Below are 15,216 nucleotides of genomic sequence, written 5' to 3' on the forward strand. Positions count from 1 at the left end.
AAAATCGGCAGGTATAAGGGTTTTAGGGCGACCTAATTTAACGTATGAGCGAGCGTCGTACGTGGACGCGCCGTCGGTTCCTCGCAACGAGTACTGTCGGGGCGACGGCCGGACTCTCCGGTTGTATTTCGCAGTTTACGAACAGTGAAGAGAGCGGTACGACCGTTTCGATGGGCGACTTCCGCGGTTCCGGGCCGCTAGTCGAGAGTCGGCCCCAACCGGGCGGCACCTCGATGGACGACCTGCCGGACCTCGACGGCACCCTGAACGTCTACCTCGGTGGCGGCGAGGGTGGTCTCTACGAGAACCTCATCGACCTCCTCGAACAGAAGTACTCCAACTTCACCGCCAAGACGCGGATGAACTCCTCGACGCAACTCGCCAACGCCATCGTCGAGGCGAAGAAGGGCGGCCAGAGTCGCGCCGACGTGTTCTGGTCCATCGACTCCACGTCACTCGGCATCGTTGCCGACGCGAACGCGACGACGAAACTCCCCAATCGCGTCCAGAAACCTGTCCCCAAGGGCTTCCGCGACAGCGACGGGAAGTGGGTCGGTATCGCTGGCCGAGCGCGTTCGATTCCGTACAACACGAACAAACTTTCGGAGTCGGACATCCCCAACAAGGTCCAGCAGTTCACGCAAACTCCTGCCCTGAAAGGCGCGATGGGTTGGGCACCGACCTACGGCGCGTTCAAGTCGTTCGTGACGGCGATGCGTCTCAACGCCGGTCCCCAGAAAACCAAGCAGTGGCTGAAGGGAATGGTCAACCACGGCGTCTCGAAGTACCCCGACGAGTTCATCACCTCGAACGCGGTCGCCGACGGCGAAATCGCGGCCGGGTTCGCAAACCACTACTACGCACTGCGTGTCCAAGCCTCGCGTCCCGACGCACCAATCGACCTCGCGTTCACCAAGAACGACGCGGGCGCGCTGGTCAACGTCTCGGGCACGGAAATCATCGAAGGCACCGAGAAGAAAGAACTCGCCGCCGACTTCATTGCCCACCTGCTCTCGGCGGAGGCACAGGAGTTCTTCGCCACGAAGACCTTCGCCTACCCGATGATTCCGGAGGTCAAACCGGTCGGTGGCCTGCCGACGGTGGACGAACTCGCACCGCCGAAAGTTGACCTCTCGAAGCTGTCGAACCTCGAACCGACGCTGAAGCTGATGAAGGAAGCGGGCGTTCTCTGATGGCGACGAGCGACCGTCTCCAGCGACTCGCCGCGAAGGTGTCCGACGACGGCGACTCGCCGTCTGTCGGCCTGACACTTCTCGCCGGAGCAGTCGCCGCCGCAGTCTCGTTCCCCGTGACGTGGCTCGTCTTGCGGTCGCTCGAAATCGGCTTCGGACAGGCACTCGACTTATTCACCAGTCCCTCGACGTTCGACGTTGTCACCAACAGTATCCTCCTCGTCGCTGGCGTCACCGCGGGGTCGGTCCTCATCGGCGTCCCGCTTGCGGTACTCACGGTGCAGACGGACCTGCCGTTCAGACGATTCTGGACCGTCGTCGCCGCACTCCCGCTGGTCGTTCCCAGTTACATCGGCGCGTTCGCGTTCGTCTCGGCGTTCGGGCCGCGCGGGGTCCTCACGGACCTACTCGCGCCGCTCGGCGTCACCGAAATTCCGGCTATTTACGGCTTCGAAGGCGCGACGCTGGTCCTCACGCTGTTTACGTACCCTTACGTCTACTTGACGACGAGAGCGTCGCTCCTCTCGTTCGACGGGTCGCTGATGGAGGCCGCCCGGACGCTGAACCACGGCCGCTGGGCCGCGTTCCGAAAGGTGACCCTGCCCCAAATCGCGCCGGGCATCGCCGCCGGAAGTCTACTCGTCGCGCTGTACGCGCTCTCTGACTTCGGGACACCGTCCATCATGCACTTCGACGTGTTCACGCGAATCATCTACCAGAACATGTGGGACCGTAACTTGGCGGCGGTGCTCTCCCTGCAACTGCTCGGACTCGCCGCGGTCATCCTCGCGCTGGAGAAGCGCGTCGGGGCTGACGACGCGAACGCTTCGCGGGGCCACCGAGGCGCTGCTCGCTTCTCGCTCGGCGTCTGGAAGTGGCCCGCGCTCCTGTTCTGCACGCTCGTCGCAGTACTCTGTCTGGTCGTCCCCGTCGGTGTCCTGTTTATGTGGCTCACCCGCTCCGGGCCGGGCTACGCTGGCGGTGGCTTCGAATTCACGTGGAGTTTCGGATTCAACTCCATCTACGTCGCCGCACTGGCTGCCGGGGCCGCCACGCTCGCCGCGGTTCCCGTGGCGTACCTCTCGGGCCGCGACGACTCTCGTCTCGCTGCGCTGTTCGAGCGCGCGAGTTACGTCGGCTACGCGACACCGGGTGTCGTCCTCGGTCTCGCGCTGGTCTACTTCTCGTCGGCGAACACGCCCGAACTGGCTGGGTTCGAACTCAATCTCTCCCAGACGATTCCACTATTGACGTTCGCCTACGTGGTTCGCTTTCTCCCCCAATCGGTCGGCGCGATTCGGTCGTCAGTGTTGCAGGTGGACCCCAAGCTAACCGAGGCCGCCCGGACACTCGGGAAGACGCCCCGCGCTGCGTTCCGGAAGGTGACGCTCCCGCTCATCGCGCCCGGAGTCGTCGCTGGCGGGGCGCTCGTTTTCCTGACGACGATGAAAGAGCTTCCGGCGACGCTCATGCTTCGTCCGACAGGTTTTGAAACCCTCGTTACGTACATCTGGCGTGTACAGGACGCGGGCTACTACGGACAGGCGGCCGTGCCCGCGCTGGTGCTGGTCGGCGTCTCCGCGCTCTCGATGCTCGTCCTGCTCAGACAGGACGGCGGCGAGATGGAGTCGATAACGCAGGAGGAACACGATGGCTAAGGAACTGACGAACGACGGCTACGAACGACTCGACGCGAGTAGCGCGGTCGAACAGCGACAACGACGACGCAACTTAGAGGACTCCGAGCCAGTGTTGGAACTGGACGGCGTCGTCAAGGAGTACGGCCGCGAGACGGCCGTCGATTCGCTCTCGCTGTCCGTTCGGGAGGGCGAACTACTCACGCTGCTCGGCCCGTCTGGCTGTGGGAAAACGACGACGCTCCGAATGATGGCCGGACTCGAATCACCCGATGGCGGCGAAGTTCGTCTCGCCGACGAGACCGTCGCAGACGAGACGACTTTCGAGAAGCCGGAAGATCGCAACGTCGGACTCGTCTTCCAAGACTTCGCGCTGTTCCCGCATCTCACCGTCGCGGAGAACATCGCCTTCGGCTTGACAGACGCCAGTGAGGAGGAGAAAGACGAGCGCGTGACTCAACTGCTCGACCTCGTGAACCTCTCGGCCCACCGCGAAGCCAAACCGGAGGAACTCTCCGGCGGTCAGCAACAGCGGGTCGCGCTCGCTCGCTCGCTCGCGCCGGAACCGGACATCCTCCTGTTGGACGAACCGTTCTCGAATCTCGACGTGCGCCTGCGCGTCGAGATGCGCGAGGAGGTCCGAGCGATTCTCAAAGAAGCAGGCGTCACCGCCGTCTCGGTCACGCACGACCAAGAGGAAGCGCTCTCCATCTCCGACCGCGTGGCCGTGATGAACGACGGCAACGTCGAACAGGTCGGCGAACCCGAAGAGGTGTTCGAACACCCAGAATCGCGGTTCGTCGCCGCCTTCCTCGGCCAAGCGGGCTTCCTCTCGGCGTGGTACGAGGACGGTACCGTGGTGACGCCAATCGACACGTTCGCTCCCCAGCGACTCAACGGTCTCAGTGAGGAGTACGCGGGCACCGACCTCGACGTACTCGTTCGGCCGGACGACCTTCGTGCGACCGTCGTGGACGAACACGAAGCGGACGGCCACATCATCCACCGCCAGTACACCGGCCCGTCGTTCGTCTACCGCGTCGAACTGACCAACGGCGACGTGGTCCACTGCCAACACAACCACGTGAAAGAACTGGGCATCGGCAAGCCAGTCCGCGTAGACCTCGTCGCCGACCACACGCTGGCGTGGTACCCCCCGAACTCGGAGTAAATGAACCGCCGTCGGTTCCGCCTCTTTTCGGGTGCGCTCTCCGTACTCGCAGGCGTGACTGTCTTCCTCGTCGCGTTCGAACTGTTTCCGTACCACACGACCAACCACGACGAGGGCGTCTATCTCCAGCAGGCCGCGATGCTACTGGAGGGTCAGCTCTCTGTCTGGCCGCCTGTGCCGGAGGCGTTTCGCCCGTGGTTCTTCGTGCGTGACGGCGCACGACTGTATCCGAAGTACGCGCCCGTCCCGGCGGCGATGTTCGCGGTGGGCAAGGTATTGGGAGAATTTCGCCTCGCACTCGCGCTCGTCGCCGCAGGCAACGTGGCGTTGCTGTCTGCGGTCGTCACAGAGGCGTTCGACCGCAGAACCGGAATCGTTGCGGCCGTACTCTTCGCCGCCTCGCCGCTCTTTTTGATCAACTCCGCGGCGTTCCTGCCGTATGCGCCGACGACGTTCTGGAACCTGCTGTTCGCGTTCGCGTACCTTCGAGCGGCGAAGACGCAGAGCCGTCGCTACGCGGCGCTCGCCGGTATCGCCGTCGGCGTCGCCTTCTTCTCGCGGCCCTACACAGCAGTGCTGTTCGCCGCGCCGTTCATCGCCCACGCACTCTACTCGTTGGTGCGAGAGTTCTCTCGCGAGCGACTGACCCGACTCTCGGTCACGGCCGCGTTCGGACTCCTTGGCGTCGTCGCCGCACTGGCCTACAACGCCGCCGTGACGGGGTCGCCGTTTACCTTCCCCTACGAGGCGTTCGCACCCCAAGACGGTCTCGGCTTCGGACACCGCGAGATTCTGGGCTACAGTCGGAACTACACGCCGGAACTCGCACTCCGGGCGAACGCCGAAGTCGTCTCGCTGTTCTTTACGGAGTGGGTGGTCGGTGGTCCGCTCGGCACGCTCCTCGCGGCGGTCGGACTCGGTGTGTTCCTGCGGCGCGAGTGGGTTGGCGAGGTCGATTTCCGGGGCGCGTGGCGTTCGCTTCGAATCCCGCGCGGCTTGGTGGACGCCTCGAACTTCGAGTTCACCGAGACGCAAGCGAGAGCCATCCTCGCAGGGCTGTTCCTCTCTATCGTCGCGGGCAACGTCTACTTCTGGGGGAACTTGAACGTCCTCGGGAGTCTGGCGGACCCGAACGACGGCCTCGTAGACACGCTCGGACCGTACTACCACTTCGACCTGCTCGTGCCGACCGCGGTGTTCGCGGCCCACGGCGCGCTCGCGACGACCGACCGACTCTCGACTGCTCTTTCGCGTCGCTCGATTCGTCCCCGGACCGCGACCCTCGCAATCGCCTCCCTCGGCGTTCTCTTGCTCGCGACGTCCACCGGCGCAGTCCTCGCACCCACGGTGCAGGAGAACGCCGCCATCACCGACGAGTACGAGGCGGCCTACCAGCCGTTCGAACAGCGCGACCTCTCGAATTCGGTGGTGTTTCTCCCGACGCCGTACGGCGATTGGCTCAATCACCCGTTCCAACATCTCCGGAACGGTCCCGACTTCGATGGCGAGACGGTGTACGCGCTGGACGACGGCGGCGACAGTCTCGCAGTCGCCGAGGCGTACCCGAACCGTACCTACTATAGATACGTCTATCGAGGGCAGTGGGCACCGTACTCGGGCGAACCGGTCGAACCTGCGCTCCAGCGCGTTCACGTTGCCCGCGGCGACGCGCTCGCGCTTCGGACGACGGTTGGCGTGCCAGCGCACGCCGACCGCGTGTCTGCACGGGTCTCCACCGAATCGGGCACCGCCTACTACGCAGTAAACGGCACGCCAGCGAACCTCTCGACCCGCATCGTCGTCGAGAACGGGACCGCTCGTCTCGCCGGGTCGGCAGTCTTGCCAGTCGGCGGCAACGCGACGGTGCCGGTCGCCCGCGAAGACGAAGTGGTCGTCCAACTGTTCGTCAGCGACGCCACTGGCGGCGGGTTCACCTACCGGCTCGAACTCCCGGTCAGGCGCGCGAACGGGACTGTTTCGGCGCTCTCACCGTACCGCGAGGTCTGCTTCGACCCGGTCACCTGCAACGGCGAAGCCGCCTACGTCAAGGGTTCGGTCCCGGACGACGTTCGGATGGAGACGATTCTCCGTGCGGTTCGGAACGAGACTGCGTCGTGAGTTTGGCTCGGCCCGTGATACCTGTTTTCTACGGGCTACGCTGACTGGCGGTCGCTCGCTCGTGAGCGACCTGCAACGTCGGGGCGAGTTGGTCTCTGCTTCGTATTTGAAGTTTTGTGTGGCTCTCGCGGTGCTGTGCGGTTTCTCCTCGGTTTCCGGAGTAGCTAGCTTCTCTGCGCTCATCATCGATTCGTGAAATCCGATACAACAGTCCCCGTCTACTTCCGAAAGCCCCCGCACGCTCGCGGTCGCTTTCATTCCCGCGAGTAGTGCGGAGCGAAACTCCGCAGACCATTCGAACGGGCGAAGCCCGTGAGAAGACGAAGCGAGGGGGAAGTCGAAAGACGAGTGGAGCGAGTCTTTCGGTAGTCCCACCCATGTCGTTTGCAAAGCCGAGCGTTTGGTGGGATTGAGAGGTCTCGCTAGTCAATAGTCAGTCCGGTCTCCGTCGCTCTTCCAGACACACCTTCACGATGGACTTCGCGATCGCCGCGCCGCCCGCGATCGGGTCCAACTTAGTCTCGCCCGCGCGCTCGTCGTACTCGATAGGAACTTCGCGCACGTCGTAGCCGCGCATCAGCGGCCGAATCAGTAGTTCGGCGGAGAGTCCGGTGTTCTCGGTCCACTCGATGTCGTGGAGCAGGTCGCGGCGATACGCTCGCATACCCGTCGTCGTGTCGTGGACGAGTTGACCCATCAGGAGACTCGCCAGCGCGGCGAACGCACGATTCCCCCAGCGGTTCATGTCCGGCATGGCTTCGGCACCCCAGTAGAGTCGGTCGCCGCTGACCACGTCGTAGCCAGCGTTGATGGCGTCGAGGAACTGGGGGAGTTGTTCCATCGGATAGGTGTCGTCGCAGTCGGTCGTCACCACGACCGGCCGGTCGGGCGTCAGCACTGCCTCCTTGACGGCGACGCCGTACCCCTGTGGCTCTTGCCGAACGACTCGCGCACCGTGTTCGCGGGCGATTTCGGGGGTCCGGTCGGAGGAGCCATCGACGCAGACCACCTCGGCGCGGCCGTCGGTCACAGCTTCGATGTCTTCGAGCACCGTCGCTATCGCGGCTTCTTCGTTGTACGTCCCCATGACGACGCTCACGTCGTCGAAGGTGTACTCGTCGATACGCCCGTTTCGGTCGGCCCCGTCCGTCATCTCACTCGTTCGTAGTCACGGACTGTACTTGTGTTTTTAGGTTCGCCAAAAAGAATGTGATTCGATTGACTGCTCGTTGCTCGTTTCGGCGACGACGTGAGCGATTACTTTCACTCTCCTCGAACACCGAGAAACGAGCGTCTCTCGACGGTGTCACGTAGTGAATCCGCGTTCCGTTCCAGTTTCACTTTCACTCCGCAGATGGCTGAGGGTAAAACGACTCTCCAAGCTATCACCGACCGGAGAGGTACACATGACGGGAGGAGCAACCGACGGACCAGCGACGTTTCCCCGCTTGCAACCGGGACTGACCGTACCCGTACGACCGACGCGGCGCTCGCCGGCACTCCAACGACTCGTGTTGTCGGAAACTGGAGCGTGGCGAGATTCCGGAGGAATCTCGAAGCGGAGCAGTGGCGAGTTGCGCCGACCGCAGGGAGGCGGGTCTCGAATCGAAGGCGAGACGCTCTGGATAGACGCGCGAAACGAGGTCTCGACGTACGAATTCTACGAGCGCGCGTCCAGCAGACGCTGACTCTACGGCGTTCGGGTCGCTCCCAGCAAGTAACTTCTGGACCGTCACCTTCACCGCTCACCTCGAACGGAGAGACGCATCGATGAACCTGTACGCCGGTTCGTACACCGAGAACGACGAAAATAGCGCCGCTCACCCCTCAGACGAGTATGGAAATCGTCGCTATTTCCCCGCCCGCCACCGGTAAGTTTGGATATAGCGAAATACAATTTACGTGGGCGATGTCGGACGGTATCGAAGCGTCGATGTAGCTTATATAGTCGGAAGTGCCGCTCACGGCATCGCGTAGATGTGCTGTTCGTAGACTTCTCGAACCCTATCGCCCCAGTTGTGGGTGTAGGTGTCGATGATGTCTTCGGCGACGTCACCGCGGAGATACTTCACAATCCCTCTGTCGCCGGTCCTATCCCGTAGATGCGTCGTGAAGAAGTGTCGGAAGTAGTGTGGTGTCACGTTCTCTTCGGCACCGCCGCCGGTTCGGTACCAGCCGGCCTCGCGGGCGTGGGTCTCTACGACGTTACGCACCATCTGGGGCGTGAGTCGGTGGCCCCACTCTCTGCTCGTGCTGACGAACAACGGCTCTGCAGGCGAAATCGCGTCGGGTCGAACCGCTAGCCACCGCGTGAGGACGGCGGCTAACTCCTTGTCTACCGGCACCACGGTGTCGCGCTTGCGCTTGTTCGCCGCCGAACGCTCCTCGCCGTTGACGACTTCGCCGCGACCGACTTCGCTGGCGACGAATATCGAGTCACCGCGGCCGTCGAGGGCCACCCGCGTTCCCAACTCGTACTCCTCGGCGGCGTCTCCCGAAATTCGCAGGTCTCGCAGGTCGAGATTACAGAGTTCGCCGACACGCATCCCGGTCTTCAGGAGTGTGACGACGACGGCCCGCTCTAAGGGATGGGAGATGCCCGCGACGAACGACTGCATCTGCGGAATCGACAACTCTCGGCGCGTCGGGTCTTTGTCGATGGTTTCGGCCATCTCCTCGACGACCAGTGCCATCGGATTCGAGTCGAACGCGCCGACCTGGGTCATGTAGGCGTAGAACCGGTGGAGGTAGGAGGCGTACGTGGCGACGGTACTTTCCGCGAGGTCGCCGCGGAGGCCGTGAACCCACGCCATGCACTCTCGCTGACTGGCTTCCGCAGGAGAAAGTGAGACGCCGCCCGGATTCTGCTCGGGGTCGGAGATGAACGACTCGAATTCACGAAGGACACGCTCGTAGGCCTCGCGGGTGCGCTCGCTCTTCCCGTGGAACCGGAGGTCTTCGAGGAAGTAGCCCACGGGGTCGTCCGTCTCCACGTCGCCCGCCGGACGACTACTCGCCATCGGCGACCACCGTGTAGCCGCCACCCCGGCCGCTGTACTGGACGCGGTTCTCGTTCTGGAGTCGCTGGAGCGTCTCTTCTAACCTGTCTTCGAAGTCGCCAGCGAGTTCTTCGACTAGTTGGTCCCACGACAAATACTCGCCCGAGTCGAGGAGCGCGAGCAACCGTGTTTCGAGGCCGTCACCCCCAGGGTTCGAGGTGGAAGAACCACCTTCCTCGACATCCCCCGATTCGCCGACCTCGAACCCCCGTCTCCCGGCCTGTACCATCGCTCTGACGAACTCGCTCTGGGACATGTCGAGTTCGTCGGCGTGGCGCTTCCACTCTTCTTTCTGATATGTTGGCACGAACGTCTTCACGACCGCCCGTTCGGTGTCTAACTCCTCGCTCATCGCTCGTTTCGTGCCCTCTCACCGACGGTATATCAACCTGTCCCACTGAACTGGATAAGTAAGTTTATCTTCTCGTGTAGTGCCGAAATAGCGTGGAAAGATAGTACGACTAAGAGAGATTGGCGGATTAAAAGTGCTACTTAGGAAGATTCGAGATACGCTGGAGACGGTGCTACGAAGAGAGATTACCAAACTGAGCGTCGAGTTTCTCGCTCAGAATGGGCCGTCGTTCTACTGAGGAACTAGCTGATTTGGGTCTGCTGTGACCCCTTACCCTCCCGCAAACTACCAATTTTCATATACTTTTTGGAGGCGTGATTCGCCGGTTCGATTCGCCACGAACGTGGCGTGAGTAAAGGAGGGTTCGGCCCATCACAGTCTGGCCGCATCAGGAGTTTATCGAGGGAAGGGATAGTGTGGATTTTACTCGGGTCACGTAGTAGCTCTCTCTTGACTTTTCGTCGCCGACCGTGGTCGTCTGGTTCTCCTCGATGTCGATTGCAGTCGGTTCTCGGAACGAGTCGTACGAGAGGCACCCACCAGAATCCGTTGGCTGGGGGTCTGCCGCTGTTTCCGAGACGCTATTCGTTCAGACGTGCCATTCCACATCGCAGCCACGAAAGCCGGTGAGCGGCGGCTGAGCGCGTTTTGAGACAGCACGGACGACGAACTAGATAACGCTACGCGGAGACGCAATCTGCGCGACCAGATATAAATCCAATACCGCTATATCCTACTGTGGTCCTGAAGTCAGGCACGTCGAGAATAATTGCTTGGATTCGTCAAAAAGCGTCTACGATGAACACGATACGGAACAACCGATTTTGCGGTTTATCCTGAGATGACCATATCTTCGACAGTTATTTCGATTGCAAAGAGCGAACCCTCTCGTTTGAGGTACGCTGTCCGAAGATAGTCCGGTCTATCCTTCGGCTCGCCGCCGTATTCTTCCCACTGTCGATTAATCCGTTCTTCTGAGAGGTCAATCAGTGAGTCTAACCCCTCAGATTCTGGTGGACAGGCTTTGTACCGCCCCTCTTCGCTAGCTGACTCAATAATCCCCTGTTGTTCCTCTGGGATTTCGTTGAACAGAATTGGGAAGAGGTGAGATAACTGTTCATCTGTAAGTGTGACTTCTTTAACATCGATAGTTGTACTATGCATATCATCACATTCCTGAGTAAGAGATGCAAGTTGTGAACAGCCAGAGAGTGTAACGAGACCTCCGCTCATGCACTGGAGGAACGTGCGTCGGTTCATATAGAATAAATATCGGTACTTACCCAAGGGCTTTCTGTAAGAACAAAGGGTCATTTGAGTATAGTTGCAATCCGCTTCGTGCCACATCTCTGGTGGGTTGTATTTTTACTGTGTTTATCGTACTGGCTAGTAGATGTCTGCCACAGAGTACTCTGAACCAACCTACGACATTCAGTGGAGTACCTACTTCACCGTCGGTGAAGACGCTCCTGCTTATCACGTCGCTCTCAAATACAAGCGAACAGCGAGCGATGGGCCGGGTATTCACGGCCTCATCGGAGACCTCTACTTCGATGGTACACCCCCAGATACACGTGCCCGGTGGCATCACAACCACACACCTCTCCTCGCGTGGCTTCGCGCTCATATTCTCCGTTTAGCGTTGGATTGGGGGGAAACACACCTCGAACGCTACTTCGAGGAGAACCCAAGAATGGCGCTTGATTACGGGTTCTACAAATGTGACATCGGCGTAGACGGACGGCCTATCGGTGGGTCGCTTTGTCCACGCCCACCGAGGCAGTCTCGACTCTGGGAGATGTGGAACAAGAAATTCACCGACGACCACCGTGATTTCTGCAAGACTGTTGCGGTGGAACTCCTTGGACTTGCCCGTGACAACGGAATCCCAGCACCCGATGCCGTGTTTCAGCCCGAAGAGACAGAGGCGACCAGCGAGCGGTCAGAAATTCGCCTCATCGCAGAGAAGACCGAGGAGGTCTGGAGACAGGCGAAACCATTCGTGACCGACTGCTTCAGTCTCAAGCGCGGCCAGAATTGGCAGATACACGAGAATGCCTTCTGGGAACAGCATACGTACATGGGGATGCGTGAGGACATGTACGCCCGTGGTGGACATCGTTCGTTTATACACGATACGTCTCGCACCTATGATGAGACGCCCACCGGCTCAACTCACCGCTACCAGCTAGGCAAGCTCAGCGTCGAAGAAATCCGCTCGATGCTTCGGAATACGACCCGAATGCTCATCGCCCGTGCCCGGCACAACTCCGAACTGGTCGGCAAGCTCTGGGCGGCCATCGACGTGACCAAGGGATTCGAGTTCACGGGCGACCTCGATGGCTACGAGGATGAGATTCTCGGGTATTCCGATGGGAAACCGTACTACCAGTGGGCGGTCATCAAACTCGTCGGCTTCGACATCCCGCTCATCCTTGACGCCATTCCTCGCGTAAGAGGGCAGTCAAAGGACGAAATCGTAGACGAGTTACTGACTCACGCGACAGACATGGTGGACGACCTCGACCTCGTAATGATGGACAGGGAGTTCGATAGCGCGGGCGTCAAGGACACCTGTGAGACTCATGGCGTCCACTACCTCAATCCGACGCGCATCTTTAATGGGAGTGACGAGGCGGCCACTATCGACTGGATGCTCCGCAACGACGAATACTTCCACGTCACTGAGGAGGACACGCCAGACGGAGTGCCCTCTCGGAAGCAGATTTACCTTCCAAAGCGAACCGGCTCAGACGAGGATGTTTCGGAGGAGAGCGAAGCAGAGACCGAGGGAGAGGAGGTTTCAGATGTGCGGCAGGAGATGCTTGACGAGTGGGGTTTCGAGAACGATGATTTGGATGAGGGCACGGAATCCCCGTTTGCTCGGCTCCTCGCGGACATCCGTCGTGACGAAGAAACTCGCAAGCGCCTAGCGACTACCAAGGATGACAAAGCGAGGGAAGGCCCCGGCATCGTCGTGTTCGAGACGAATCACCCGTATGTGACAGCACAAGACGCCGACGGCCAGCGGATGGATGGGAAAGCGTTCATCCACATGGTTGAGCGGATGGTACGTCGTTATCGGCATCGCTGGGGTATCGAGAACGGTTTCAAGAAGCTCAAGCACTTCATGGTGCGGACGACCTCGAAGGAGCGCAACTATCGGTTCTTCAACTTCGCGTTCGCGTGCGTGCTGTACAACGTGTGGCGGTTGGTTGACTTACTGGTGAAGCTCGCACTCGAAGGCGAGAATAGTGCGTACAAACCGCGTGTTGACGCGAATCAGTTCCTCACAGTGGCGAAGAAATACTACGGACTCGACCCGCCTGACTAACCAAGAGTCGCTCCGTGACCGCCCGCTTGTGAGCGGCGGCACTGTCTTACGCCCTTTCATTTCGGTTCATTTCTGGGTGACTTTGAGATGACGACCCGAATCCGGTTACACCTCCATTTACCACGGTGGCTCAGAGTACAGAAGAAAGGGCTATCCTACCGATTATTTGGGCACCTAGCCGACCTCAGGTGGTCCGAATCGAACCGCTCGGTCAGTGAATCGCGATTTCCGTCTCGGAGTCGTCGGTGGCGAACAGTTCCTTCGCGTGCTCCGCTATCTCGCCCGATTCCTCGTAGTTCTCCATCAGCACCGTCTCGCTGGGGAACAGTTCCTCGCCGACGACCAGACCGTGTTCTCGGGCGGTCGAACCGGTCACGGTCAGGTAGACGCCGACGCCGTCCTCGGCGATAGCGGCCTCCTCTTCTTCGTCCTCGACGGGATACGAGAAGTCCAGCGATTCGGTGTTTCGCGTGCCGAGGACGGCCTCCACGAGTCGCTCGTAGCGCGGCGAGATACAGAGCGGGCCTTCGTAGTTAGCGAGAAAGTCACGCGTCGGCTGTTCGCCCTGCGGGAGCGACTCGGGTGTCGCCATCAGCGTGTGGTACACCGTATCGCCCATCCCGGCGACGACTCGAACGTCCGTGTCGTGGGGGTCGATACGGGCGTTCACGTCGGCAATTCTCGTCAGCGGGTCCGGACGGAGTCCGACGACCTCTTCCAGAACGAGGTCCGCACTGTCGAACCCGAGCGCGAACTCGTGCTTGCGGAGCGCACGAAACGGTTCCTCACGGCCGACGAGTCGAAGATTCACGTCGCCGACAGGCACCGTGACGCTGTCGAAGACGATACGCCGCGGTTTGCCCGCTCGGTCGTCACAGAGTACCGTGAAGTCGGGCTTGGTCTCCTCTTCCGGCGTGCTGTAGTCCGCGAGGCGTTCGTACGCGCCGTGCTCGGCCACCTGCGAGCCTTTCGTCACTGCCTTCTCGTAACGGAGCGTCGAGATGATTTCGTCGGCGACCTGCTGGGCGTCACCCTCGTCGGCGACGCGCTGGAGGACTGCCTCCAGTGGCCGCCCCTTGCGCGGGACTGCGACCGGAATCGTCTCTGTCATTGTTCGGTCTCATGGACGGCGGGAGTAAACGCGTTGCGCTTCATAGCAGCGTATGCAAGTTTCTACACACTGTTAGTTACCAACGGTCCTCTCAGGAGGCGAGACGCCGATTACTCGGGGCCGTGCGAAGACTTGCAAACGCTACTATCGAACAACGGTACGAGAAGTTACTCGTCGAAGCCGACGAACTCGAAGCGGGCACCGCCCGCTTGGCTCTCGTCCACGTAAATCCGCCAGTCGTGTGCGACCGCGATTCGCCGGACGATAGAGAGTCCGAACCCAGTGCCGTCCGGTTCGGTCGAGTAGCCGCCTTCGAAGATAATCTCGCGCTCTTCTGGCGGGATGCCCGGCCCGTCGTCCTCCACGACGAGTCGGCTGTCGCTCACGGTGACGACGACTTCGCCGCCAGACGGCGCGGTCGTCGCTCCGTCTTCGACAGTTTCGTTCGTCGCGCCGTGTTCCACTGAGTTCCGGAACAGGTTCTCGAACAGCGCGCGGAGTCGTCGCCCGTCGGCGACGACGGTTCGGTCGGTTTCGACCCGCAGGTCCATCGCACCCGTCTCGACCGTCCCCCACGCTTCGCGGGCGACCTGCCCGATATCGACTGGCTCTCGGTCCGCGACGGTGTCGCCGCCGCGCGAGAGCGCCAGAACTTCCTCGACCAGTCGCTCCATTCGGTCGTGGGCACCCTCGATAGCTTCGAAGTGGTCGTCGTCGCCCGTCTCGCGGGCGAGATTGAGATGACCCTGTGCGACGTTCAGCGGGTTGCGAAGGTCGTGGGAGACGATGCCTGCGAACTCGTCCAGTCGATTCCGTTGCTCGGCCAACTGCTCCGTTCGGTATCGAAGGTGGCTGTGATACACGCCGAGTAGGCCCCCACCGAGAACGCCGACCGAGATTTTCGTCAGCACGATAGACGCAGGCTGCAACATCGACTGGCCCTGTACGGACTGCAAGAGTGCGACCCAGCCGGTCAACAGTCCCATGACGATACCGCCCGCGAGACTCCAGAGGAAGACCACGTCGAGAAGTGCGCTCGGGAGTTCGGTCGTGCGGAGCCAGAGACCGAGTGCGACGACCAGCAGTGAGATTCCGATGGGAATGCTCGCGCCGACCAGGGCCGTCCACGAAAAGTCGCCACCGACGAACAGATAACTCGCAGAGACGACCAGTAGCCCCCCGCCGAGAGTCACGACTGACCACCCGCGGGCGGGTGCGTCTTCGCGTGTGACTCCGGTTGT

Annotated in this window: 12 protein-coding genes; 6 read left to right on the forward strand and 6 right to left on the reverse strand. The window is 61.1% G+C overall.

The genetic code is table 11. From position 1 onward, the window contains the following. The first annotated feature begins 44 nt into the window (after window positions 1-44). The 4 genes from F7R90_RS08685 to F7R90_RS08700 are packed head-to-tail and all read left to right on the forward strand — an operon-like array spanning window position 45 to window position 6,119. Window positions 45-1,193 carry an extracellular solute-binding protein gene (locus F7R90_RS08685; protein WP_158056965.1) on the forward strand — a complete coding sequence of 383 codons (1,149 nt, stop codon included), beginning with the start codon at window positions 45-47 and terminating at the stop codon, window positions 1,191-1,193. Continuing rightward, a complete protein-coding gene (locus tag F7R90_RS08690; RefSeq protein WP_158056967.1) occupies window positions 1,193-2,851 on the forward strand; it encodes an ABC transporter permease in 1,659 nt (552 codons plus the stop codon). The genes F7R90_RS08685 and F7R90_RS08690 overlap by 1 nt, the downstream gene beginning before the upstream one ends. Before the next feature lie 4 nt (window positions 2,852-2,855). Then, window positions 2,856-4,001 carry an ABC transporter ATP-binding protein gene (locus F7R90_RS08695; RefSeq protein WP_394352019.1) on the forward strand — a complete coding sequence of 382 codons (1,146 nt, stop codon included), beginning with the start codon at window positions 2,856-2,858 and terminating at the stop codon, window positions 3,999-4,001. Beyond that, window positions 4,002-6,119, forward strand: coding sequence for an ArnT family glycosyltransferase (locus tag F7R90_RS08700; protein WP_158056971.1), 2,118 nt, complete (start codon window positions 4,002-4,004; stop codon window positions 6,117-6,119). It begins immediately after the preceding gene. Between the two features lie 433 nt (window positions 6,120-6,552). Here the strand turns inward: F7R90_RS08700 and F7R90_RS08705 are convergent, their stop codons facing one another. Next, window positions 6,553-7,242: a dolichyl-phosphate hexose transferase gene (locus F7R90_RS08705; protein WP_225741316.1), complete on the reverse strand. Its 690-nt coding sequence runs from the start codon at window positions 7,240-7,242 to the stop codon at window positions 6,553-6,555. Window positions 7,243-7,525: 283 nt separating this feature from the next. On the opposite strand from F7R90_RS08705, the gene F7R90_RS08710 reads away from it, so the two are divergent. Then, window positions 7,526-7,807 (forward strand): hypothetical protein, encoded by a 282-nt coding sequence (locus F7R90_RS08710; protein WP_158056974.1) that lies wholly within the window; start codon window positions 7,526-7,528, stop codon window positions 7,805-7,807. 273 nt (window positions 7,808-8,080) lie between these two features. Here F7R90_RS08710 and F7R90_RS08715 read toward each other — a convergent pair whose 3' ends face one another. The 3 genes from F7R90_RS08715 to F7R90_RS08725 all read right to left on the reverse strand — a co-directional run bounded on the left by F7R90_RS08715 (window position 8,081) and on the right by F7R90_RS08725 (window position 10,763). Continuing rightward, window positions 8,081-9,139 carry a tyrosine-type recombinase/integrase gene (locus F7R90_RS08715; RefSeq protein ID WP_158056976.1) on the reverse strand — a complete coding sequence of 353 codons (1,059 nt, stop codon included), beginning with the start codon at window positions 9,137-9,139 and terminating at the stop codon, window positions 8,081-8,083. Further along, window positions 9,129-9,530, reverse strand: a complete 402-nt coding sequence (locus tag F7R90_RS08720; RefSeq protein ID WP_158056978.1) for a DUF5805 domain-containing protein — start codon at window positions 9,528-9,530, stop codon at window positions 9,129-9,131. The genes F7R90_RS08715 and F7R90_RS08720 overlap by 11 nt, the downstream gene beginning before the upstream one ends. 831 nt (window positions 9,531-10,361) lie before the next feature. Then, window positions 10,362-10,763: a hypothetical protein gene (locus tag F7R90_RS08725; protein WP_158056980.1), complete on the reverse strand. Its 402-nt coding sequence runs from the start codon at window positions 10,761-10,763 to the stop codon at window positions 10,362-10,364. A 460-nt stretch (window positions 10,764-11,223) separates the two neighbouring features. On the opposite strand from F7R90_RS08725, the gene F7R90_RS08730 reads away from it, so the two are divergent. Then, window positions 11,224-12,864, forward strand: a complete 1,641-nt coding sequence (locus F7R90_RS08730) for a transposase (RefSeq protein ID WP_225741299.1) — start codon at window positions 11,224-11,226, stop codon at window positions 12,862-12,864. A 211-nt stretch (window positions 12,865-13,075) separates the two neighbouring features. On the opposite strand, the gene F7R90_RS08735 is transcribed toward F7R90_RS08730, so the two are convergent. Continuing rightward, on the reverse strand, window positions 13,076-13,975 hold the full coding sequence (locus F7R90_RS08735) for a hypothetical protein (protein ID WP_158056984.1): 900 nt from the start codon (window positions 13,973-13,975) through the stop codon (window positions 13,076-13,078). 167 nt (window positions 13,976-14,142) lie between these two features. Then, window positions 14,143-15,168: a sensor histidine kinase gene (locus tag F7R90_RS08740; protein WP_192498447.1), complete on the reverse strand. Its 1,026-nt coding sequence runs from the start codon at window positions 15,166-15,168 to the stop codon at window positions 14,143-14,145. Window positions 15,169-15,216 lie beyond the last annotated feature (48 nt).

It is taken from the genome of Halorussus halophilus, assembly GCF_008831545.1.
GTDB lineage: Archaea > Halobacteriota > Halobacteria > Halobacteriales > Haladaptataceae > Halorussus > Halorussus halophilus.

What these genes read in the sequence shown, in the direction of transcription:
- F7R90_RS08685 (WP_158056965.1), top strand. Translation starts at nt 45, where the DNA reads ATGAGCGAGCGTCGTACGTGGACGCGCCGTCGGTTCCTCGCAACGAGT.
- F7R90_RS08690 (WP_158056967.1), top strand. Translation starts at nt 1,193, where the DNA reads ATGGCGACGAGCGACCGTCTCCAGCGACTCGCCGCGAAGGTGTCCGAC.
- F7R90_RS08700 (WP_158056971.1), top strand. Translation starts at nt 4,002, where the DNA reads ATGAACCGCCGTCGGTTCCGCCTCTTTTCGGGTGCGCTCTCCGTACTC.
- F7R90_RS08710 (WP_158056974.1), top strand. Translation starts at nt 7,526, where the DNA reads ATGACGGGAGGAGCAACCGACGGACCAGCGACGTTTCCCCGCTTGCAA.
- F7R90_RS08715 (WP_158056976.1), bottom strand. Translation starts at nt 9,139, where the DNA reads ATGGCGAGTAGTCGTCCGGCGGGCGACGTGGAGACGGACGACCCCGTG.
- F7R90_RS08720 (WP_158056978.1), bottom strand. Translation starts at nt 9,530, where the DNA reads ATGAGCGAGGAGTTAGACACCGAACGGGCGGTCGTGAAGACGTTCGTG.
- F7R90_RS08725 (WP_158056980.1), bottom strand. Translation starts at nt 10,763, where the DNA reads ATGAGCGGAGGTCTCGTTACACTCTCTGGCTGTTCACAACTTGCATCT.
- F7R90_RS08730 (WP_225741299.1), top strand. Translation starts at nt 11,224, where the DNA reads ATGGCGCTTGATTACGGGTTCTACAAATGTGACATCGGCGTAGACGGA.
- F7R90_RS08735 (WP_158056984.1), bottom strand. Translation starts at nt 13,975, where the DNA reads ATGACAGAGACGATTCCGGTCGCAGTCCCGCGCAAGGGGCGGCCACTG.